This is a genomic window from Pseudomonas sp. SH10-3B, assembly GCF_019891415.1.
Classification (GTDB): Bacteria; Pseudomonadota; Gammaproteobacteria; order Pseudomonadales; family Pseudomonadaceae; genus Aquipseudomonas.
This window is the reverse complement of record NZ_JAFLXD010000001.1, coordinates 191,184-213,475: the sequence shown is the minus strand read 5'-3', so window position 1 is coordinate 213,475 and position 22,292 is coordinate 191,184. Positions and strand designations below refer to the sequence as shown.

Genomic DNA, 22,292 nt, shown 5'->3' with positions numbered 1-22,292 from the left:
ATACGTAGCGCCCTGGTTGTACCAGGCGTTACAGGGATGCTCTCTGGGCGCGCTCGTTTTTGAGCTTTCGATAATTTCAACAAGCGAGGAGGACCGCCATGGGCGTGACCAATCGGTTGGCCTGTTACTCCGACCCCGCCGACCACTATTCCCACCGAGTACGCATCGTACTCGCAGAGAAGGGTGTCAGCGCCGAGATCATCAGTGTGGAGGCAGGTCGTCATCCGCCGAAACTGATCGAAGTGAACCCTTACGGCAGCTTGCCCACCCTGGTCGATCGTGACCTGGCGTTGTGGGAGTCAACCGTGGTGATGGAATACCTGGATGAGCGTTACCCCCATCCGCCGTTGCTGCCGGTGTATCCGGTGGCGCGTGCCAACAGCCGCCTGCTGATCCATCGGATCCAGCGTGACTGGTGCGGACTGGTGGATGTGATTCTGGATTCGCGCAGCAAAGAGGCCGCTCGTGTCGTGGCGCGCAAGGAATTGCGCGAGAGCCTGACCGGCGTTTCGCCGCTGTTCGCCGACAAGCCTTTTTTCCTCAGTGAGGAACAAAGCTTGGTGGATTGCTGCCTATTACCCATACTCTGGCGCTTGCCGATTATGGGCATTGAACTGCCGCGGCCAGCCAAGCCGCTGCTTGATTACATGGAGCGCCAGTTTGCGCGTGAGGCTTTCCAGGCGAGTCTGTCTGGTGTCGAACGCGATATGCGCTAAGGCTTAAGGAGCCGTTGATGAACTCCAGTCGACCTTATCTGGTCCGCGCGCTCTATGAGTGGATTGTGGATAACGATTGCACCCCGCACATGCTGGTCAATTCCGAGTTTCCAGCGGTTCAGGTACCGCAGGGTTTTGCCAGTGACGGGCAAATCGTCCTGAACGTTTCACCCACTGCGGTGCGCCACCTGCACATGGACAACGAAGCTGTCAGTTTCGAAGGCCATTTCGGCGGTGTGCCGCACACGCTGTACGTGCCGATTGGCGCTATCCTCGGCATCTATGCCCGGGAGAATGGCCAAGGCATGGTGTTCGATCTGGAGTCGCCTTTCGAGGACGACGAAGTGATTGAAGAGGAAGACGGCGATGATGTGCCGCCACCGGATAGCGAGCCACCGCGTCCAAGCGGTCGGCCAAGTCTGAAAGTGGTGAAGTAAAGCGCGTAAGTCTTCGGGCCTACGTTAAAAAAATGCCTCGGCTTTGCCGGGGCTTTTTTTGCTCAAAAACTCCCCACTGTTTCGCTGGCGGCCCCCGTGGTGAGCAGATTGTTGGGGCCGTCTTGCCAGTAGACCTCGTTGACATTGCTCAGGCTGCGGATCAGGCATTTCCATTCGATGTGTTGCTGTGCTGGCCACACGACAGTGCCGCTCCAGCGGTTGGCCGCGCTGGGTTGCAGTGCGATGGCGTGGGCGGGGTCCCATACGCCTAGTTCGATGGGCGATCCCACAGCGTAGACCGCCTGGCCGGGCCCTGGCCTGACGTTGTCGCAATGCAAGGTGGTCGTGGTGTCGGAAGGTGTCGGGGCAGCCTGCCACGAGCGGATGCGCTGCCCGTCCGCAAACAGCGCTGGGCTGAAGCCGTCAGGCACTTTGGAGAGATCGGAGTCCAGGGCGATCAGCAGGCGCTTGCGGCTGCCTTGGATGGCGGCCACCAATCCGGAATAGTGGGGCTGGAAACTGATGGGGGAGTCGGCCCTGATACCGGCGTCCTTGCGCAGGCTGATCAGCTTGCGGATCAGATCGCCCCGGCCCCAGTCGTACATGTCCGGCCAATACACGGTGGGCGTACCGGGGCTCAGGAGAATGTAGGCATAGGCGATATTGCGTGTCGGGTCGGCAAGGGCCCAGTGGTGCTGCCCGCCGTATTGCCCAGGCGAATAACCGGTGTCGTGGTTGTCGACGAAAGTCACCGCGACCTGCCGCCATGCCGGGTCGGGGTTGCCATTCAAGCCATGGCGCCACTCGGCCACGCTGCCATTTTGCATGCGCTCCTTGAGGGCGAAATCGAACACGCTGCAGTGGGAACGATCCGACCAGTCCTTCAACGCATCCTGCCAACTGGCCTTGCTGCGCCAATCGTTCGCCGGATACTCGCTGGGGCCTTTCCACAACTCGCCGACGCAGAACGCTTGGTCACCGAAGTTTTTCATCCACACATCGACCCGCTCCGGCGCGTAGCCGCGTGCAAAATCGAAGCGCAAGCCTTTGGCGCTGTAGTTGTCCCGCAGGTTCCTGAATTCCTGCATGAAGCGCTGCGAGACTTCCGAGTTGCTTGTGTTGAGGTCGGCCGAGCCGCTCATGAACGCGTCGCCTTCATCACAGACGACGGGGGTTGTGCAGTCATCGCGCCACAGCTTGAGGCCCCTGGGAAAGCGCATCTGTTTACCCGGCAGCTTGTCGTTCATATGGTTGGGCACTACGTCGTAGATCGCTTGCACGCCGGCACCCGCCAAGGCGGTGACCGCCTGTTTGAGCTGGCTGTCACTGCCGTATTGGCTGTTCTTGTCGAAGTCGTTCCAGAAGTAACCTTCACCGCCGCCGGACGTTCCCGACGCCGTGTCACTCCAACTGGATTGATCGGTCCAGGCGGGCGGCAGCCAGATTTTGGTAAAGCCGTCCTGGCCGATAGTGGGCGCCATTTGTGCCAGCACCTCATACCATTTTTGCGGGGTATTGCGGCTGGAGTTCCAGTGGAAGCCCTGAAGCAGGATGTCTTCGCCGCCGCCATTGCGCACATTCGGCGGCGCAGCGTAAACGGAGCATGCCAGCAGCCACACAATCGTTGCGTAATACCTGCCCGTGCGTTTCATCACCCGCCACCTGTTTGCTGGAACAGGCTTTACTCTGCTACGGGGAGGGAACGCCGTCTGCTGTCATAATTGCCAGGTGCGCGAGAACATTTGGCACTAATACCCAGGCTTGAAGTAACCGTGCGTTATGTTCGAATTTGAGCCCGTTTGTGCGGGTGCCGTTGGTGGCCGGGGCTGAAAGCTGACGGCGTGTATATGAAAGTGCGGTACAAACGGTGATCGTACAACCGCCATGGGCTATGATGCTGCTTTAGTCCACCGAGATAGATGATTCCACATGGAAAACGCCAGCACCGCCCCTCGTCTTCCCCGCAAGCGCCGCAGCCTTGCCCAGGAATTGGTCACGGTGCTGTCAGAGCAGATCCGCGACGGCCAACTCAAGCGTGGCGACAAGCTGCCCACCGAGTCGGCGATCATGGACGCCCATGGGGTCAGCCGCACCGTGGTCCGCGAGGCCATCTCCCGCTTGCAGGCGGCAGGGCAGGTGGAAACCCGCCACGGTATCGGCACCTTTGTGTTGGATACGCCTAGCCCAAGCGGCTTTCGCATCGACCCGGCCACCGTGGTGACCCTGCGTGATGTGCTGGCGATTCTCGAACTGCGGATCAGCCTGGAAGTGGAGTCCGCTGGGCTCGCCGCACTGCGCCGTAGCGATGAACAACTGGCCGCCATGCGCGCGGCGCTGGACGCCCTGAATGAAAGCGCGGCCCACGCCGGTGATGCGGTGGCCTCGGACTTCGCATTTCACTTGGAAATTGCACTGTCCACCGGTAACCGCTACTTCACCGACATCATGACCCACCTGGGCACCAGCATCATTCCGCGTACCCGCCTGAACTCAGCACGCCTGGCCCATGATGACCACCAGCACTATATGGGCCGCCTGAGTCGCGAACACGAAGAGATTTATGAGGCGATTGCCCGCCAGGATTCGGATGCGGCGCGGGCGGCGATGCGCTTGCACCTGACCAATAGCCGCGAGCGACTGCGCCATGCCCATGAAGAGGCGGAGGCGCAGCGCGGTTAGACATGATTCCTTGCAGGCGCGCGCTTGCTCGCGAAAGACGTCAGCGATGACGCGGGTATCCTGAATACTCGCGCCGCCCTGAGGTTCTCCACCTGCAAGCGGGCGCTTGCGGCGAGTCAGATGTCAGGCGTATTGGGCTTGTAGTCCTTAAGCAACAAATACGTACTCCACCCCCACCAGTCATTGGTCCAGTGCTTGTCGTTCAGGTCATTCACGTCCTTGCGGCGCAGCACCTTGTCTCCCTCCATCTTGAACAGCGGCGAGAAGTTGTTCGCCGGGTTCTGCGCGGCATTCAGGTCCGGGACATACAGGGGCGCTTTGAAATTGGCCGGCGAGGGCGCCACGCCGCTGATAAAGGTTTCGAAGATTTCGTCTGCCGAAGCCTGCACTGCACGTTTGACCAGCAGCCGATTGTCCGCGTCGATGGCATCGAAGTAGCGCTTATCTCCATAGGCATGCCACTGATCACCCATGGCATTGCGCACCTTGAGGCCGAACTTGCTGTCTTCATCGTGCATGAAACGGCTGATCAGAGAGCCCAATTCGCCGGGTGTCACCACCGCTGCCAGCTGTTTGCGCGGCACTCGCAGGTGCCCGGCAGAAAACAGATCGGTCAAGAAGTGATCAGCAAAGCTGTTCATGGCATAGGCCATTTCCAATGCCTGGTCGGTGCCGGTTTGATGGGCCACCACGGCCTGTTGCAACGCTGCCGTATGCCCTGCGAGGTACGCCGCCAGCGCCCATTCACCAAAGTGATCGGCGTTGTCCGCCGCCAGTTTCAGGTAGCGCCCCAGTGGGATCAGTGCCGAAACGGCGCTGCCACCACCGGTGATACGGTTCCATTCCTCGGACAACGTATCACCCAGGGCGTCATAGGCTTCATGGGGTTGTTTGCCGTCTTTGATCGCCTGATTGACCGCGTTGATCTCCTTCTGCATCACCGCAAGGATCTTGCCCGCTTCTTCCCGCGAGGCAGGCAGCACAGCCAGTGTATTGAACGCGGCGATGAAGCGTTGCACGCGCTCGGCAGGGGAGGTGCCGTCGCTGATGGGGTGGCCGGGAATGCCATAAAAGTCACCGCCCAGGGCGATCACTTGGCCGTAGGTCAGTGCCAGTCCGTTAGGCAGATGCAGTTCGACTTGTCGCGCGGGAATTGCCGGGGCGTCCTTGCTGAAGCGTAACAATGTGTCGTCGCCGATGGCGGTGTGTTCGCCGCCTTCGAAACGTAGGACTGGCGGTTTTTTTTCGGGTGCTGCGAGTTCAAGACCTGACATGTTAGCTCCTTGCTATGTCGTAAGAATATTCCTTGATAGCTGTATGTATATACAGCTATCTGGAGCATAGAGAATAAAATTCCTACGTCAAGGATCCTTGTTTCTACAGCGTCTGAGATGAAGGGCGATGAATTACAGTTGACGAATCTTTTTATGGTTGTACGATGACGTACGACATCACCAAAACCAACAACAATCTTTCGACAGAAAGTCTTTACCCAGGGTGTTCGAATAATGAATCCACAAGAGCTGAAGTCCATCCTCTCCCACGGTCTGCTGTCTTTCCCGGTGACCGATTTCAACGCCCAGGGTGACTTCCACCAGGCGGGCTACATCAAGCGTCTGGAATGGCTGGCCCCTTACGGCGCCACCGCCTTGTTCGCAGCGGGCGGCACCGGTGAGTTTTTCTCCCTCGCCGCCAGCGAATATTCCCAAGTGGTAAAGACCGCCGTTGATACCTGCGCCACCAGCGTGCCGATTCTCGCCGGTGTCGGTGGTTCCACCCGCCAGGCCATCGAATACGCACAGGAAGCCGAGCGCCTCGGCGCCAAAGGCCTGCTGCTGCTGCCGCACTACCTCACCGAAGCCAGCCAGGACGGCGTTGCCGCCCACGTTGAAGCCGTGTGCAAATCGGTCAAAATCGGCGTGGTGGTCTACAACCGCAACGTGTGCCGCCTGACCGCTCCGCTGCTGGAACGCCTGGCCGAGCGCTGCCCTAACCTGATCGGCTACAAGGATGGCCTCGGTGACATCGAGTTGATGGTGTCGATCCGCCGCCGTCTGGGCGATCGTTTCAGCTACCTCGGCGGCCTGCCGACCGCAGAGGTTTACGCCGCTGCCTACAAGGCCCTGGGCGTGCCGGTGTACTCCTCGGCGGTGTTCAACTTCATCCCGAAAACCGCGATGGACTTCTACCACGCCATTGCCAAGGATGATCACGCCACCGTCGCCAAGATCATCGACGACTTCTTCCTGCCATACCTGGACATCCGTAACCGCAAGGCCGGTTATGCCGTGAGCATCGTCAAGGCGGGTGCAAAAATTGTTGGCTATGACGCAGGCCCTGTGCGCACGCCGCTGACCGATCTGCTGCCGGAAGAATACGAAGCCCTGGCCGCGCTGATCGACAAGCAAGGTCCGCAATAAATTATCCACAAGGCCGCTGAGCAATCAGCGGCCTTTTGCGTCAGGAGAAGATTCGTGTCCCAAGTAAAGCGTTTTGAGAACTACATCAACGGTGAATGGGTTGCCGGCGCCGACTATTGCGTCAACCTCAACCCGTCGGAGTTGTCCGATGTCATTGGCGAATATGCCAAGGCCGACGTCTCCCAAGTCAACGCCGCCATTGACGCCGCCCGTGCCGCGTTTCCGGCCTGGTCCACTTCCGGGATCCAGGCTCGCCACGATGCCCTGGATAAAGTCGGCAGCGAAATCCTCGCCCGTCGCGAAGAACTCGGCACCCTGTTGGCCCGTGAAGAAGGCAAGACCTTGCCTGAAGCCATCGGCGAAGTGACCCGCGCCGGTAACATCTTCAAGTTCTTCGCCGGTGAATGCCTGCGGTTGTCCGGTGACTACGTGCCGTCGGTACGCCCGGGTGTCAACGTTGAAGTCACCCGCGAAGCCCTGGGTGTGGTCGGCCTGATCACCCCGTGGAACTTCCCGATCGCCATTCCAGCCTGGAAAATCGCCCCGGCCCTGGCCTACGGCAACTGCGTGGTGATCAAACCGGCTGAACTGGTACCGGGCTGCGCCTGGGCCCTGGCGGAGATCATCTCCCGCGCCGGTTTCCCTGCCGGTGTGTTCAACCTGGTGATGGGCAGCGGTCGTGTGGTGGGCGACGTGCTGGTCAACAGCCCGAAAGTCGACGGCATCAGCTTCACCGGTTCCGTTGGTGTGGGCCGGCAGATCGCTGTCAGCTGTGTGTCTCGCCAAGCCAAAGTGCAGTTGGAAATGGGCGGCAAGAACCCGCAGATCATTCTTGACGACGCCGACCTCAAGCAGGCCGTCGAGCTGTCGGTACAGAGCGCGTTCTACTCCACCGGCCAGCGTTGCACGGCGTCCAGCCGCCTGATCGTCACCGCCGGCATTCACGACCAGTTCGTCGCGGCCATGGCCGAGCGCATGAAGTCGATCAAGGTCGGCCACGCGCTGAAAAGCGGCACCGACATCGGCCCGGTGGTTTCCCAGGCCCAGCTGGACCAGGACATGAAGTACATCGACATCGGCCAAAGCGAAGGCGCGCGGCTGGTGAGTGGTGGTGGCCTGGTGACCTGCGACACCGAAGGCTACTACCTGGCGCCAACGCTGTTTGCCGACAGCGAAGCCGCTATGCGTATCAGCCGTGAAGAGATCTTCGGCCCAGTCGCCAACGTCGTGCGCGTGGCGGACTACGAGGCGGCGCTGGCCATGGCCAACGACACCGAGTTCGGTTTGTCGGCGGGCATTGCCACCACCTCGTTGAAGTACGCCAACCACTTCAAGCGTCATTCCCAGGCGGGGATGGTGATGGTCAACCTGCCGACGGCAGGTGTGGATTACCACGTTCCATTCGGTGGCCGTAAAGGCTCGTCCTATGGCTCGCGGGAGCAAGGTCGCTATGCGCAAGAGTTCTACACCGTGGTGAAAACCAGCTACATCGGTTCGTAATACGCAACACCCCGTGGGGGCCGGATGCCTGCCGGTCCCCACGACAAAAACAGAAAACCATTACCCGCAAAAAAAATAATTAGTGGGAGTACTTCTACATGCAAGCGACCAAGCCGACCCACGTCCGCTATTTGATCCTGCTCATGCTGTTCCTGGTGACCACGATCAACTACGCCGACCGGGCCACCATCGCAATCGCGGGCTCCAGCCTGCAAAAAGACCTCGGCATCGACGCGGTCACCCTCGGTTATATCTTCTCCGCATTCGGTTGGGCCTACGTGGCCGGGCAAATCCCCGGTGGCTGGCTGCTGGACCGATTCGGCTCGAAAAAAGTCTACGCCCTGAGCATCTTCACCTGGTCGCTGTTCACCGTGCTGCAAGGCTACGTCGGTGAGTTCGGTGTCTCCACCGCAGTGGTTGCGCTGTTCATGCTGCGCTTCATGGTGGGCCTGGCTGAGGCGCCGTCCTTTCCCGGTAACGCGCGCATTGTTGCCGCCTGGTTCCCGACCGCCGAACGCGGTACGGCCTCGGCGATCTTCAACTCGGCGCAGTACTTCGCGACCGTGTTGTTCGCGCCGCTGATGGGCTGGATCGTCTACCGCTTTGGCTGGCAGCACGTGTTTATCGTGATGGGCGTGATCGGCATCGTGTTCTCGCTGATCTGGCTGAAAGTTATCCACAGTCCGCGCCAGCACCCGATGATCAACGAAGCCGAGCTCAATCACATCGCCGCCAATGGCGCGATGGTTGATATGGATCAGGACAAGGGCAAGGGTAAGAAAACCGACGGTCCGAAGTGGGATTACATCCGTCAGTTGCTGACCAACCGCATGATGCTTGGCGTGTACCTGGGCCAGTACTGCATCAACGGGATCACTTACTTCTTCCTGACCTGGTTCCCGGTTTACCTGGTGCAGGACCGCGGCATGACCATCCTCAAGGCCGGTTTCATCGCCTCGTTGCCGGCGATCTGCGGGTTTATCGGTGGCGTGCTGGGCGGGGTGATTTCCGACTACCTGCTGCGCAAAGGCCATTCGCTGACGTTCGCCCGCAAGGCGCCGATCATTGCAGGCCTGCTGGTTTCCAGCAGCATCATTGCGTGTAACTACGTCGACGTTGAATGGATGGTGGTGGGCTTCATGGCCTTGGCCTTCTTCGGCAAAGGCGTTGGCGCACTGGGCTGGGCGGTGGTGTCCGACACCTCGCCGAAACAAATCGCCGGTCTCAGTGGCGGCTTGTTCAACACCTTCGGTAACCTCGCGTCGATCACCACGCCGATTGTCATCGGCTACATCATCAGCACCACCGGCTCGTTCAAGTGGGCCCTGGTGTTCGTCGGCGCCAACGCGCTGGTGGCAGTGTTCAGCTATCTGGTCATCGTCGGCCCGATCAAGCGTGTAGTACTCAAAGAGCCGCCAAGCAAGGGGCCTGAGTTGACCAACCTAACCGAAGCGCATTCCTGAGGGGCCCCGTGATGCAGTTGATTGAACATGCCGACTCGCCGCGCTCCATTCGCCTGCACGAGCGCGACAACGTAGTGATCGTGGTCAACGACCAGGGCGTACCGGCCGGGACCGAGTTCCCGGACGGCCTGGTGACCGTGGATTTCATCCCCCAGAGCCACAAAGTGACCCTGGAAGACATCCCCGAAGGCGGTCAGATTATTCGCTACGGCCAGACCATCGGTTACGCCCTGGCGCCGATTCCGCGCGGCAGTTGGGTCCAGGAAGATCAACTGCGCATGCCCACCGCGCCACCGCTGGACAGCTTGCCGCTGTCCACCGAGGTGCCTGAAACCCAGGCACCGCTGGAGGGGTTTACCTTCGAGGGCTATCGCAACGCCGACGGCACCGTGGGCACGCGCAATATCCTCGGCATCACCACCACGGTGCAGTGCGTGACGGGCGTGTTGGACCATGCGGTCAAGCGCATCAAGGACGAATTACTGCCCAAGTACCCCCACGTCGATGACGTGGTGGCGCTGACCCACAGCTACGGCTGTGGAGTGGCGATCACCGCGACGGATGCCTACATCCCGATCCGAACCGTACGCAACCTGGCGCGCAACCCGAACCTGGGCGGCGAAGCCCTGGTGATCAGCCTGGGCTGCGAGAAATTGCAGGCCGGGCAGGTGATGCACGACAACGACAGCTCCGTCGACCTCAGCGAGCCGTGGCTGTATCGGTTGCAGGATTCCAGCCATGGCTTTACCGAGATGATCGAGCAGATCATGGACTTGGCCGAAGTGCGCCTGAAGAAACTCGACCAGCGCCGCCGGGAAACCGTGCCGGCATCCGAACTGATCCTGGGCATGCAATGCGGCGGCAGTGATGCGTTTTCCGGTATCACCGCCAACCCTGCGCTGGGCTATGCCTCGGATTTGTTGCTGCGGGCGGGAGCGACGGTGATGTTTTCCGAAGTCACCGAAGTACGTGATGCCATCTACCTGCTGACTTCTCGCGCACAGACCAAGGAAATTGCCCAGGAACTGGTGCGGGAAATGGACTGGTACGACCGTTACCTGGCCAAGGGCGAGGCGGATCGCAGTGCCAATACCACGCCAGGCAACAAGAAGGGCGGGTTGTCGAACATTGTCGAGAAGTCCCTGGGCTCCATCGTCAAGTCCGGCAGCAGCGCGATCAACGGTGTGCTGGGTCCTGGCGAGCGCTTCAAAAGCAAGGGACTGATTTTTTGCGCGACACCGGCCAGTGACTTTGTCTGCGGCACGCTGCAACTGGCGGCGGGGATGAACCTGCATGTATTCACCACCGGGCGTGGCACGCCTTATGGGCTGGCGATGGCGCCGGTGGTGAAGGTCTCGACGCGTACGGAGTTGGCGCAGCGTTGGCCGGACCTCATCGATATCGACGCTGGGCGCATTGCCACCGGGCGCGCGACCATCGAGGAGTTGGGCTGGGAGTTGTTCCACTTCTATCTGGACGTGGCCAGCGGTAAGAAGCAGACCTGGGCGGAGCATCACAAGCTGCATAACGACATTACGTTGTTCAACCCGGCGCCGATTACCTGAGACCGAGTCGCCTGCATCGGGGGCAAGCCCCCGATAGCGGTCGATCAGGCGCCGTTGGGCTGTATGGCTTATCATTAGCCACCTAACGACGCTCACCAAGGTTCTTCCCGGCATGCTGGCTATCTTCCTCACCACCCTCACCATCACCGCGCCGGTGTTTGCCATGCTGTTCCTGGGGGTGCTGCTCAAGCGCATCAACTGGATCAACGACAACTTTATCCACACGGCTTCGTCCCTGGTGTTCAACGTCACCATGCCGGCGTTGCTGTTTCTCGGCATCCTGCACGCCGACCTGCACTCGGCGCTCAAGCCGGGTTTGCTGATCTATTTTGCCGTCGCCACCTTGCTGAGCTTCGCCCTGGCCTGGGGCTGGGCGATTTTTCGCTGCAAGCGTGAAGACCGCGGCATCTACACCCAGGGCGCGTTTCGCGGCAATAACGGGGTGATCGGCCTGGCCCTGGCCGCCAGCATGTACGGCGACTACGGTATCTCCCTCGGCGCGATCCTCGCGGCACTGGTGATCCTGTTCTACAACACGCTGTCGACCATTGTGCTGGCGGTGTACAGCCCGGTGATCAAGTCCGACCCGTGGAGTATCTGCAAAAGTGTGGTGGCCAACCCACTGATCATCAGCGTCATCGTGGCGGCGCCGTTCGCGTATTTTCAGATTGGCCTGCCGGGCTGGCTGGAAAAATCCATGCAGTACCTGGCGGACACCACCTTGCCGTTGGCATTGATCTGCATTGGCGGCACCTTGTCCCTGGCGGCGTTGCGCAAGAGCGGCAATATGGCGCTGAGCGCGAGCTTGATGAAGATGGTCTGGCTGCCGGTGGTCGCGACCTTAGGCGCGTGGCTGCTGGGCTTTCGCGGGCCGGAGTTGGGGATTCTGTTCCTGTACTTCGGCGCACCGACCGCCGCGGCGAGCTTCGTGATGGCCAGGGCGGCGGAGGGCAATCATGAACTGGCGGCGGCGATTATCGTGATCACCACGCTGATGGCGGCAGTGACCACGAATATCGGGATTTTCGTGTTGCAGGCGGGTGGCTGGATCTAGCCTTCTTTCTGATAGGTGTCGATGACTTCCTGCGCAGCGCGGAACGCATCAATCGCCGCCGGTACGCCGGCATACACTGCGCAATGCAGCAGCGCTTCGCGAATCTCCTCCACAGTACAGCCATTGTTCAACGCGCCACGCACGTGGCCCTTGAGCTCCTGCGGGCACTTGAGCGCGGTGAGGGCGGCCAGGGTGATCAGGCTGCGCGTCTTCAGCGGCAAGCCTTCGCGGCTCCACACGCTGCCCCAGGCATGTTCGTTGACGAAGTCCTGCAGCGGCTGGGTGAACTCGGTGGCGTTGCCCAGGGCGCGGTCGACGAATACATCGCCCATCACCTGGCGACGCATTTCAACCCCGGGCTTTTTCTGATCGGTCATTGCGATTCCCTCTTGTGTTGGCGGCGCCAGGCTCGCAGCGTGCTGAACAACAGGAAAGCCACCAGCACTGGCAGGACGTAATACAGCATCAGTTGTTCAAGCTTGTTGGCCAGGGGCATGCCGGTGGTGAACGACATCACGTGCAGCCCATACGCCAGGTACAGGCCCAGCAACACCAAGCCTTCGGCGCGGGTGACGCGGTAGCCGGTATAAAACACCGGCAGGCACAGCACCACCACGCCGAGCATCACCGGCAGGTCGAAGTCCAGGGCGTTGGGCGACACCGACAGCGGCGACGGCGCGAGCAGCGCGGTCAGCCCCAGTACGCCCAGCAGGTTGAACAGGTTGCTGCCGATCACGTTGCCCACGGCAATTTCCCGCTGACCGCGCAGGGCGGCAATCAGCGAGGTGGCCAGGCACGGCAAGGACGTGCCGACGCCGATCAGTGTGAGGCCGATGATGCGTTCCGACAGGCCCAGGTCCGCTGCCACCTCCACCGCCGCGCCGAGCAGCAAGTGCCCGGCCAGCACCAGGATCAACAACCCTGCGAGCATCAGCAGCACGCTGCTCAGCCAGGGCGCCCGGGCGACGGTATCCAGGGTGCGTGGACGGCGGGAGTGACGCGTCTGGTAGTGCAGCACACCGAGGTAGGCGACCAAGGCCACCAGCAACAGCAGGCCGTCGACCGGTGTGAGTTCTTCATTGGCCGCCAGAGTAAACACCAGCAGCCCGGCGAGGATCATCACCGGGATATCCACGCGCACCAGCTGCGGCGAGACGCGCAGGGGCACGATCAGCGCCGACAGGCCCAGAGTCACGAGGATATTGAAGATACTGCTGCCGATCACACTGCCCACGGCAATGTCGGTGTTGCCGGCCAAGGTGGCCTGCAGGCTGACGGTCATCTGCGGTGCGCTGCTGCCGAACGCGACGATGCTCAGGCCGATGATCAGCGGTCGCACCTTGAGGCTGGCGGCCAGGCGCACGGCGGCGCGCACGAGGATTTCGGCGCCGAGGATCAGCAGCACCAGGCCGCTGACCAGTTCGAGCAGGCTCCAGGGCGAGAGGGCAGTTAATCCGAAAATGGCCAAGGCTCCGTCTTCAGTTGCTCAGGGCTTGCACACGCACGCGGGCGGTGCCGCTGCCCAGCATACCCAGTTGCTCGGCAGCCTTGCGTGATAGATCGATCAGGCGCCCACGGGTATGCGGGCCGCGATCGTTGATGCGGACCACGACGGATTTGTCGTTGGCGAGATTGGTGACCTTGACCTGGGTGCCGAAGGGCAGTTGCCGGTGGGCGGCGGTCAGGGCGTTCTGGTTGAAAGGTTCACCGCTGGCGGTTTTGTTGCCATGGTGCTTGGCGCCGTAAAAAGAGGCGGTGCCGGTTTCGTCGTAGCCGTTGGGGTTGATGAGGCCGCTGGCGCAGCCGGCCAGTAGAGAGAACAGGGCTAAAAGGCCAAGTAAACGCTTCATTTCCAAGGTTACCCCTGTATCGAATATGGGCGCGGGCTTATGTGGGAGGGGGCTTGTCCCCGATAGCGTTCTGTCAGACACAGATGTGCAAGCTGATAGACCGCTATCGGGGGCAAGCCCCCTCCCACAGGGTCCGAGGCAATCATGAAATCTGCCTCGGGCTATTCATCGCAATCAGCCTTCGAGCTTGCTTTTCAGCAGTTCGTTCACCTGTTGCGGGTTGGCCTTGCCTTTGGACGCTTTCATCGCCTGGCCGACAAAGAAGCCGAACATCTTGCCGCGCTTGGCTTCGTCTGCCGCACGGTACTGTTCGACCTGCTCGGCGTTGGCCGCCAGCATTTCATCCAGCACGGCGGAGATGGCGCCGCTGTCGGTGACTTGCTTGAGGCCGCGCTTCTCGATGATCTCGTCGGCGCTGCCTTCACCGCTGGCCATGGCTTCGAACACGGTCTTGGCGATTTTGCCGGAGATGGTGTTGTCCTTGATGCGCAGCAGCATGCCGCCCAGTTGCTCGGCGCTCACCGGCGCTTCGTCGATCTCCAGGCCCTGTTTGTTCAATAGGCTGCCCAGCTCGACCATCACCCAGTTGGCCGCCAGCTTGGCGTCACCGGCAATGCTCACGACTTTTTCGAAGTAGTCGGCTTGCTCACGGCTCGAAGCCAGTACGCTGGCATCGTAGACCGACAGGCCGAACTGCGCCTGGAAGCGCTCGCGTTTTTGCGGCGGCAATTCCGGCAGGGTGGCGCGGATGTCATTGAGGAACGAATCCTCAAGCACCACCGGCAACAGGTCCGGATCGGGGAAGTAACGGTAGTCGTTGGCTTCCTCTTTGCTGCGCATGGCGCGGGTTTCGTCTTTGTTCGGGTCGTACAGGCGCGTTTGCTGGATCACCTTGCCACCGTCCTCGATCAATTCGATCTGGCGACGCACTTCGGTGTTGATCGCCTTCTCGATAAAGCGGAACGAGTTGACGTTCTTGATCTCGCAGCGAGTGCCGTACTCGGCCTGGCCTTTTGGCCGCACCGAGACGTTGCAGTCGCAACGCAGCGAGCCCTCGGCCATGTTGCCGTCACAGATGCCCAGATAACGCACCAGTGCGTGGATCGTCTTGACGTAGGCCACGGCTTCCTTGGCGCTGCGCATGTCCGGCTCGGACACGATCTCCAGCAGCGGCGTGCCGGCACGGTTCAGGTCGATACCAGTGGCACCGTTGAACTCTTCGTGCAGGCTCTTGCCGGCGTCTTCTTCCAGGTGCGCACGGGTGACGCCGACACGCTTGATGGTGCCGTCTTCCAGCGGGATGTCCAGGTAGCCCTTGCCGACGATCGGCAATTCCATCTGGCTGATCTGGTAGCCCTTGGGCAGGTCCGGGTAGAAGTAGTTCTTACGCGCAAACACGTTGTGCTGGCCGATCTCGGCGTCAATCGCCAGGCCGAACATCACCGCCATGCGCACGGCTTCCTGGTTCAGCACCGGCAGTACGCCGGGCATGCCAAGGTCTACCAGGCTGGCCTGGGTGTTGGGCTCGGAGCCGAACGTGGTGGCGCTACCGGAGAAAATCTTCGATTGGGTGGCGAGCTGGGTATGAATCTCCAGCCCGATCACAACTTCCCATTGCATAGTGTTCTCCTCAGAAGCCGGTAGGGGTGCGAGTGTGCCAGTCGGTGTTCAACTGGTACTGGTGCGCCACATTGAGCAGGCGGCCTTCCTGGAAATACGGGGCGAGCAATTGCACGCCCACCGGCAGGCCATCGACGAAGCCGGCAGGCATGGACAAGCCCGGCAGGCCCGCGAGGTTGGCGGTGATGGTGTAGAGGTCTTCCAGGTACTCGGCAATCGGGTCGCCGGTCTTGGCGCCGATCTTCCAGGCCGGGTTCGGCGTGGTTGGGCCGAGGATTACGTCGACTTCTTCAAAGGCAGCCATGAAGTCGTTCTTGATCAGGCGACGGATTTTTTGCGCCTTGAGGTAGTACGCGTCGTAATAGCCGGCGGACAGCGCGTAGGCACCGACCATGATCCGGCGTTGAACTTCGGCACCGAAGCCTTCGCCACGGGAGCGTTTGTACAGGTCGGTCAGGTCCTTCGGGTTCTCGCAGCGGTAGCCGAAGCGCACGCCGTCGAAACGCGACAGGTTGGAAGAGGCTTCCGCCGGCGCGATCACGTAGTAGGCAGGAATCGCATGCTGGTTGTTCGGCAGGCTGATTTCCTTGATCACCGCGCCGAGCTTTTCCAGCTCCTTGACGCTGTTGTGCACCAATTCGGCAATCCGCGGGTCGAGACCGGCGCTGAAGTATTCCTTCGGCACGCCGATGCGCAGGCCCTTGAGCGAAGTATTGAGGCTGGCGCTGTAGTCCGGCACCGGCTCATCAATGCTGGTGGAGTCCTGCGTGTCGAAGCCTGCCATGCCTTGTAACAAAATCGCGCAGTCTTCGGCCGTGCGGGCTAGGGTCCCGCCCTGATCGAGGCTGGAGGCGTAGGCGATCATCCCCCAGCGGGAAACGCGACCGTAGGTCGGTTTCAGGCCGGTGAGGTTGGTGAAGGCCGCAGGTTGGCGGATCGAGCCGCCGGTGTCGGTGGCCGTGGCGGCTGGCAGGAAGCGCGCGGCAACGGCCGCAGCCGAGCCACCGGACGAACCGCCAGGCACGTGTTCCAGGTTCCACGGGTTTTTCACCGCGCCGTAGTAGCTCGACTCGTTGGCCGACCCCATGGCGAATTCGTCCATGTTGGTCTTGCCCAGGGTCACGGCCCCGGCAGCGGCCAGCTTGGCGACCACGGTGGCGTCGTAGGGCGCCTTGAAGTTGTCGAGCATCTTCGAGCCGCAGCTGGTGCGAATGCCCTGGGTGCAGAACAGGTCCTTGTGGGCGATAGGTGCGCCCAGCAGGGCGCCATTCTCACCGTTGGCGCGACGTACGTCGGCGGCCTTGGCCTGGCTCAGGGCCAGTTCTTCGGTGAGGCTGATGAAGCTGTTGACCTTGGGATCCAGCTCGGCGATGCGCGCAAGCAGGGTCTTGGTCAGCTCTTCGGAAGAAAACTTTTTGTCGGCGAGACCGCGGGCGATCTCGGCCAGAGTCATGTGATGCATTGCAGGCTCTTTCCCTTTAGTCGATGACTTTCGGAACCAGGTACAGGCCGTTTTCGACCGCTGGCGCGATGGACTGGTAGGCCTCGCGATTATTGCGCTCGGTCACGACGTCTGCGCGCAGGCGCTGGCTGGCTTCCAGCGGGTGAGCCAGGGGCTCGATACCGTCGGTATTCACGGCCTGCATTTGGTCAACCAGCCCGAGAATGCTGTTCAGGGCTGCGGTGGTCTGTGGAAGATCGGCTTCATTCAGGCCAAGCGAGGCCAGATGAGCGATTTTTTCCACGTCGGAGCGTTCAAGCGCCATGGGAATCTCCAGTGGAAAACAGAACGGAGGCTGTCCGTGTGTTAGATTGTCGGAACACTACCGCATTTCTACGGTCTTACGGCCGCGATTGTGGGGGTTGGTGCACAGAAAGTCGGCCAATTTAGCACATTGGCGCCTTGCCCAAAATCCCTGTCGTTGTTAGAGTTTGCCGCACTTTTTTACCCACGCGTTGCCTAGGGTCCTTTCCCCATGTTCAAGAAACTGCGTGGCATGTTTTCCAGCGATCTTTCCATTGACCTGGGCACTGCCAACACCCTTATTTACGTGCGCGAGCGCGGTATCGTTCTGAATGAGCCATCGGTTGTGGCCATTCGGACCCATGGTAATCAGAAAAGTGTCGTTGCCGTCGGCACCGAGGCCAAGCGCATGCTCGGCCGAACACCTGGCAATATTGCTGCCATTCGTCCGATGAAAGACGGCGTGATTGCCGACTTCAGTGTCTGCGAGAAGATGCTGCAGTACTTCATCAACAAGGTTCACGAAAACAGTTTCCTGCAGCCCAGCCCTCGTGTGCTGATCTGCGTTCCGTGCAAGTCCACCCAGGTGGAGCGTCGCGCCATCCGTGAATCGGCCCTTGGCGCCGGTGCCCGTGAAGTGTTCCTGATCGAAGAGCCGATGGCTGCCGCGATCGGTGCCGGCCTGCCGGTTGAAGAAGCCCGCGGTTCGATGGTGGTGGATATCGGTGGTGGTACCACTGAAATCGCCCTGATTTCCCTGAACGGTGTGGTGTACGCCGAATCCGTACGCGTAGGCGGCGACCGTTTCGACGAAGCGATCATCACGTATGTACGTCGCAACTACGGCAGCCTGATCGGCGAATCCACCGCCGAGCGCATCAAGCAGGAAATCGGTACCGCTTACCCGGGCGGCGAAGTTCGCGAAGTCGATGTTCGCGGTCGCAACCTGGCCGAAGGCGTTCCACGTGCCTTCACCCTGAACTCCAATGAAGTGCTGGAGGCTCTGCAAGAGTCCCTGGCCACCATCGTTCAGGCTGTGAAGAGCGCCCTGGAGCAATCGCCGCCGGAACTGGCTTCCGACATCGCCGAGCGTGGCCTGGTGCTGACCGGTGGTGGCGCCCTGTTGCGCGACCTCGACAAGCTGCTGGCCCAGGAAACCGGCCTGCCGGTGATCGTCGCCGAGGACCCGCTGACCTGCGTCGCCCGTGGCGGTGGTCGTGCACTGGAAATGATGGATAAACACACCATGGACCTGCTCTCCAGCGAATAAGATCGTTGGTTGCACCATGTTTCGCCCGCAGGCAGCACTTTGCAGTGCTGCCTGTTGGCGTTTATCTTCTTCAATCTGCATCCAGGCCGGTTAGATGCCGTATGAATAAAGAGAACATTTGCCTGGGAGGAGCGGCCTATTAAACCGCTTTTCGCCAAAGGCCCCTCATTGGGCGTGCGCTTATTGGTGCTGGTCGTGCTTTCGGTCGCATTGATGGTGGTCGATGCCCGCTTTGCACTGCTCAAGCCGGTGCGTAGCCAAATGTCGCTGGTGTTGATGCAGACCTACTGGATCACCGACCTGCCGCAACGTCTCTACCAGGGCGTGGCCAGCCAATTTGGCAGCCGCACCGAGCTGGTTGCCGAGAACGAAAAACTCAAGACCGAAAACCTGCTGTTGCAGGGGCGCATGCAAAAGCTGGCGGCCCTCACGGAGCAGAACGTTCGGCTGCGCGAGTTGCTCAATTCTTCTGCACTGGTCAACGAGAAGGTCGAAGTAGCCGAGTTGATCGGCATGGACCCCAACCCATTTACCCATCGCATCATCATCAACAAGGGTGAGCGCGACGGCGTGGTGCTTGGTCAGCCGGTACTCGATGCCCGTGGCCTGATGGGCCAGGTGGTCGAGCTGATGCCCTACACCTCGCGCGTACTGCTGCTGACGGACACTACCCACAGCATTCCGGTGCAGGTCAACCGTAACGGCTTGCGCGCGATTGCCAGCGGTACCGGCAACCCTGAGCGCCTGGAATTGCGTCACGTCGCGGACACGGCCGACATCAAGGAAGGCGATCTGCTGGTCAGCTCCGGCCTGGGCCAGCGGTTCCCGGCAGGCTATCCGGTGGCAACGGTCAAGGAAGTGATCCACGATTCCGGCCAGCCCTTCGCCATTGTGCGTGCCGTGCCCACTGCCGCCCTGAACCGCAGCCGTTACCTGTTGCTGGTGTTCAGCGACAATCGCACTCCGGAAGAGCGTGCCAACGACGCCGCCCAGGCCCAGGAAGCGGAAGACAAGAAGAACGGCACTGCGCCGATCATTCCTGCGACCGTACCCAAGCCTCAGTCGACTACCCCCGTTGTACCGGCGGCAACGCCGGCAGCTACCGCGCCCGTGGCCACACCGGTCAAGCCAGCGGCCCATAGCGCGCAACCGGTGAAGCCGACGGCAGCGAAACCACCGGCCACCACACCTGCTACCACGACGCCTGCAGCGAAGCCTCCAGCCGCAGCCCCGGCAACCACACGGCAGAGGGAGGAATAATGGCCGGTACTCATTCGAGCAATGGCTGGATCGTCTGGCTGACATTCGCCATCGGCTTGCTGCTCAGCGTTTCGCCACTGCCGCAGTTCATGGAGATTCTGCGTCCGCTGTGGCTGGCATTGCTGCTGGCATTCTGGTCGCTGAACCTGCCGCATAAAGTGGGTATGGTCACGGCCATGTTCCTGGGCTTGGCGGAAGATGTGCTGTATGGCACCTTGCTGGGCCAGAACGCGTTGATCCTGACCCTGATCACTTTCCTGGTGCTGTCGTTGCAGCAGCGCCTGCGCATGTTCCCGATGTGGCAGCAATGCCTGGTGATCCTGGTGATCTTTGGTCTGGCGCAGTTGGTACAGCTGTGGCTCAGTGCCTTGACCGGTAACCGCCAGCCAACCCTGGCGCTGGTGTTGCCGGCCCTGGTCAGTGCGCTGCTGTGGCCGTGGATCAGTTTCGGCCTTCGCGGGTTACGTCGTCGCTATAAAATCAATTGAATGGATTGCGAGGCTCTGCCTGGTTATCGAACCCCACAGGGAGAGTCTGCAATGAATTCGCTATATCTGGCCTCGGGCTCCCCGAGGCGGCGTGAACTGCTGACCCAGATCGGTGTGCCGTTCACTGTGGTCAGCGCCGCTATCGATGAAACGCCCCTTACCAATGAATCGGCTGTTGCCTATGTTGAGCGTCTTGCGCGCGGCAAGGCGGCGGCGGGATTTGCTGCGCTTGGGCAAAACCCAGGTGCTTGCGTGCTGGGCGCCGATACAGCGGTGGTTGTGGACGGCCAGATCCTTGGCAAGCCTGTGGACCAGGCCGATGCCCTGGCGATGTTGATGGCCTTGGCGGGGCGTGAGCATGAAGTGCTCACCGCCATCGCGCTCACCGATGGACAGCGCTGCGAAACTCGATGTGTAAGCAGTCGTGTACTTTTTCGTGGGATTTCTGTCGAGGAAGCGACAACCTACTGGCACAGCGGCGAACCCCTGGACAAGGCGGGCGGCTATGCTATTCAAGGGCTTGGGTCGGTGTTCGTGGCCGGGCTCAATGGCAGCTATTCCGCCGTGGTAGGCCTGCCGGTGTGTGAAACCGCGCAACTGCTCGCCCAATTCGGCATACCCTGTTGGCAAAACCTTACCGCGCGCTGAACGCGTTACTCCAGCGCCCAGCCTTAAGCGACCGGTCACTATTGTGAAAACGCCTGAACGAGACCCAGCCATGAGTGAAGAGATTCTGATCAATATCACGCCGATGGAATCGCGCGTGGCGGTGGTAGAGAACGGTGTTCTGCAAGAAGTGCATGTCGAGCGCACCCAGAAACGCGGGATTGTCGGCAATATCTACAAGGGCAAGGTGGTGCGGGTGTTGCCGGGGATGCAAGCGGCATTCGTCGATATCGGCCTGGACCGCGCTGCGTTCATCCACGCCTCGGAGATTTCCCTGCGCGAAGGGCCGGCGGTGGAAAGCATCAGTGCCTTGGTGCATGAGGGGCAGAGCCTGGTGGTGCAAGTCACCAAGGACCCCATCGGCTCCAAAGGCGCGCGGCTGACGACCCAGCTGTCGATTCCTTCGCGCTACCTGGTTTACATGCCGCGCACCGCCCATGTCGGCATTTCCCTGAAAATTGAAGACGAAGCCGAGCGCGAGCGCCTGAAAAAGGTGGTCAGCGACTGCGTGGCCGCCGAAGGCATCAAGGAAGCGGGTGGCTTTATCCTGCGCACCGCCGCCGAGGGCGCCGGTGCCGACGAAATCCTCATGGACATTCGCTACCTGCGGCGTCTGTGGGACCAGATCGGCGCGCAGATCAAGACCATCGGCGCGCCAAGTGTCATCTACGAAGACCTGGGCCTGGCCCTGCGTACCTTGCGCGACCTGGTCAGCCCCAAGATCGAGAAAATTCGCATCGACTCGCGGGAAACCTTCCAGCGCACCACGCAATTTGTTGCCGAGCTGATGCCGGAAATTGCCGACCGCCTGGAACACTATCCTGGCGAGCGGCCGATCTTCGACCTGTATGGCGTCGAGGACGAAATCCAGAAGGCCCTGGAGCGCAAGGTGCCGCTCAAGTCCGGCGGCTATCTGGTGGTGGACCCGGCGGAAGCCATGACCACCATCGACGTCAACACCGGTGCGTTCGTTGGCCATCGCAACCTTGAAGAAACCATCTTCAAGACCAATCTCGAAGCGGCCACGGCGATTGCCCGCCAACTGCGCCTGCGTAACCTGGGCGGAATCATCATCATCGACTTCATCGACATGGAAGATGAAGAGCACCAGCGCCAGGTGCTGCGCACTCTCGAAAAGCAGCTGGAGCGCGATCACGCCAAGACCAACATCATCGGCATCACCGAGCTGGGCCTGGTGCAGATGACCCGCAAGCGCACCCGCGAAAGCCTGGAGCAGGTGCTCTGCGAGCCCTGCAGCAGTTGCCAGGGCCGCGGTAAGTTGAAGACCCCGGAAACGGTTTGCTACGAGATTTTCCGGGAAATCCTGCGAGAGGCGCGGGCCTACCAGGCCGAAGGTTATAGAGTGCTTGCCAACCAGAAAGTGGTCGACCGTCTGCTGGATGAAGAGTCCGGTAACGTGGCTGAACTGGAGGGCTTTATCGGGCGTACGATTCGCTTCCAGGTCGAAACCATGTATTCCCAGGAACAATATGACGTGGTGCTGCTCTGATCCCCATTCGCTTTCTTTTTACGAGGCTCGCAGACCTTGATCTGCAGTCC

General features: G+C 60.8%; 21 protein-coding genes. 13 read left to right on the top strand and 8 right to left on the bottom strand.

What is annotated here, in order from left to right:
* Window positions 1-98: 98 nt before the first annotated feature.
* Window positions 99-716 (top strand): glutathione S-transferase N-terminal domain-containing protein, encoded by a 618-nt coding sequence (locus J1G35_RS01030; RefSeq protein ID WP_017530114.1) that lies wholly within the window; start codon window positions 99-101, stop codon window positions 714-716.
* A gap of 17 nt (window positions 717-733) precedes the next feature.
* A complete protein-coding gene (locus tag J1G35_RS01025) occupies window positions 734-1,153 on the top strand; it encodes a ClpXP protease specificity-enhancing factor (protein ID WP_223012968.1) in 420 nt (139 codons plus the stop codon).
* 62 nt (window positions 1,154-1,215) lie between these two features.
* On the opposite strand, the gene J1G35_RS01020 is transcribed toward J1G35_RS01025, so the two are convergent.
* The gene (locus J1G35_RS01020; protein WP_223012966.1) at window positions 1,216-2,805 is read right to left on the bottom strand and encodes a glucan 1,4-alpha-maltotetraohydrolase domain-containing protein; all 1,590 of its coding nucleotides are present in this window, start codon (window positions 2,803-2,805) and stop codon (window positions 1,216-1,218) included.
* A gap of 277 nt (window positions 2,806-3,082) precedes the next feature.
* On the opposite strand from J1G35_RS01020, the gene J1G35_RS01015 reads away from it, so the two are divergent.
* Entirely contained in the window at window positions 3,083-3,832 is a 750-nt protein-coding gene (locus J1G35_RS01015) for a FadR/GntR family transcriptional regulator (protein WP_053131606.1), read from the top strand.
* 116 nt (window positions 3,833-3,948) lie between these two features.
* On the opposite strand, the gene J1G35_RS01010 is transcribed toward J1G35_RS01015, so the two are convergent.
* The gene (locus J1G35_RS01010; RefSeq protein ID WP_223012965.1) at window positions 3,949-5,106 is read right to left on the bottom strand and encodes a phospholipase; all 1,158 of its coding nucleotides are present in this window, start codon (window positions 5,104-5,106) and stop codon (window positions 3,949-3,951) included.
* A gap of 234 nt (window positions 5,107-5,340) precedes the next feature.
* Here J1G35_RS01010 and kdgD point away from each other — a divergent pair, with 234 nt between their 5' ends.
* From kdgD to J1G35_RS00985, 5 genes are all read left to right on the top strand, one after another.
* Window positions 5,341-6,252: a 5-dehydro-4-deoxyglucarate dehydratase gene (gene kdgD / locus J1G35_RS01005; protein WP_053131601.1), complete on the top strand. Its 912-nt coding sequence runs from the start codon at window positions 5,341-5,343 to the stop codon at window positions 6,250-6,252.
* A gap of 54 nt (window positions 6,253-6,306) precedes the next feature.
* The gene (locus J1G35_RS01000) at window positions 6,307-7,752 is read left to right on the top strand and encodes an aldehyde dehydrogenase family protein (protein ID WP_053131598.1); all 1,446 of its coding nucleotides are present in this window, start codon (window positions 6,307-6,309) and stop codon (window positions 7,750-7,752) included.
* Window positions 7,753-7,850: 98 nt separating this feature from the next.
* Complete coding sequence (locus J1G35_RS00995; RefSeq protein WP_027604835.1) at window positions 7,851-9,215, top strand: MFS transporter; 1,365 nt, start codon at window positions 7,851-7,853, stop codon at window positions 9,213-9,215.
* Between the two features lie 11 nt (window positions 9,216-9,226).
* Window positions 9,227-10,780 (top strand): galactarate dehydratase, encoded by a 1,554-nt coding sequence (gene garD, locus J1G35_RS00990; RefSeq protein ID WP_053131591.1) that lies wholly within the window; start codon window positions 9,227-9,229, stop codon window positions 10,778-10,780.
* Window positions 10,781-10,892: 112 nt separating this feature from the next.
* Window positions 10,893-11,834 carry an AEC family transporter gene (locus J1G35_RS00985; protein WP_027604833.1) on the top strand — a complete coding sequence of 314 codons (942 nt, stop codon included), beginning with the start codon at window positions 10,893-10,895 and terminating at the stop codon, window positions 11,832-11,834.
* On the opposite strand, the gene J1G35_RS00980 is transcribed toward J1G35_RS00985, so the two are convergent.
* The 6 genes from J1G35_RS00980 to gatC all read right to left on the bottom strand — a co-directional run bounded on the left by J1G35_RS00980 (window position 11,831) and on the right by gatC (window position 17,070).
* Entirely contained in the window at window positions 11,831-12,211 is a 381-nt protein-coding gene (locus J1G35_RS00980; protein ID WP_027604832.1) for a carboxymuconolactone decarboxylase family protein, read from the bottom strand. The genes J1G35_RS00985 and J1G35_RS00980 overlap by 4 nt on opposite strands.
* The gene (locus tag J1G35_RS00975) at window positions 12,208-13,254 is read right to left on the bottom strand and encodes a calcium/sodium antiporter (RefSeq protein WP_223013122.1); all 1,047 of its coding nucleotides are present in this window, start codon (window positions 13,252-13,254) and stop codon (window positions 12,208-12,210) included. The genes J1G35_RS00980 and J1G35_RS00975 overlap by 4 nt, the downstream gene beginning before the upstream one ends.
* Window positions 13,255-13,312: 58 nt before the next feature.
* Window positions 13,313-13,684: a septal ring lytic transglycosylase RlpA family protein gene (locus tag J1G35_RS00970; protein WP_053131588.1), complete on the bottom strand. Its 372-nt coding sequence runs from the start codon at window positions 13,682-13,684 to the stop codon at window positions 13,313-13,315.
* Between the two features lie 174 nt (window positions 13,685-13,858).
* The gene (gatB, locus tag J1G35_RS00965; protein ID WP_053131586.1) at window positions 13,859-15,304 is read right to left on the bottom strand and encodes an Asp-tRNA(Asn)/Glu-tRNA(Gln) amidotransferase subunit GatB; all 1,446 of its coding nucleotides are present in this window, start codon (window positions 15,302-15,304) and stop codon (window positions 13,859-13,861) included.
* Between the two features lie 10 nt (window positions 15,305-15,314).
* The gene (gene gatA / locus J1G35_RS00960) at window positions 15,315-16,766 is read right to left on the bottom strand and encodes an Asp-tRNA(Asn)/Glu-tRNA(Gln) amidotransferase subunit GatA (protein ID WP_223012963.1); all 1,452 of its coding nucleotides are present in this window, start codon (window positions 16,764-16,766) and stop codon (window positions 15,315-15,317) included.
* A 16-nt stretch (window positions 16,767-16,782) separates the two neighbouring features.
* A complete protein-coding gene (gene gatC, locus J1G35_RS00955) occupies window positions 16,783-17,070 on the bottom strand; it encodes an Asp-tRNA(Asn)/Glu-tRNA(Gln) amidotransferase subunit GatC (RefSeq protein ID WP_003171764.1) in 288 nt (95 codons plus the stop codon).
* A 210-nt stretch (window positions 17,071-17,280) separates the two neighbouring features.
* Here gatC and mreB point away from each other — a divergent pair, with 210 nt between their 5' ends.
* The 5 genes from mreB (at window position 17,281) to rng (ending at window position 22,242) form a co-directional block, all read left to right on the top strand.
* Window positions 17,281-18,318: a rod shape-determining protein MreB gene (mreB, locus tag J1G35_RS00950; protein ID WP_002555108.1), complete on the top strand. Its 1,038-nt coding sequence runs from the start codon at window positions 17,281-17,283 to the stop codon at window positions 18,316-18,318.
* 138 nt (window positions 18,319-18,456) lie between these two features.
* A complete protein-coding gene (mreC, locus tag J1G35_RS00945; RefSeq protein ID WP_082340951.1) occupies window positions 18,457-19,578 on the top strand; it encodes a rod shape-determining protein MreC in 1,122 nt (373 codons plus the stop codon).
* Entirely contained in the window at window positions 19,578-20,066 is a 489-nt protein-coding gene (mreD, locus tag J1G35_RS00940) for a rod shape-determining protein MreD (protein ID WP_027604826.1), read from the top strand. Before mreC ends, mreD begins: the two co-directional genes overlap by 1 nt.
* A 51-nt stretch (window positions 20,067-20,117) precedes the next feature.
* On the top strand, window positions 20,118-20,714 hold the full coding sequence (locus J1G35_RS00935) for a Maf family protein (protein ID WP_053131577.1): 597 nt from the start codon (window positions 20,118-20,120) through the stop codon (window positions 20,712-20,714).
* Between the two features lie 70 nt (window positions 20,715-20,784).
* Window positions 20,785-22,242 (top strand): ribonuclease G, encoded by a 1,458-nt coding sequence (gene rng / locus J1G35_RS00930; protein WP_010213134.1) that lies wholly within the window; start codon window positions 20,785-20,787, stop codon window positions 22,240-22,242.
* The last annotated feature ends 50 nt before the right edge of the window (window positions 22,243-22,292 follow it).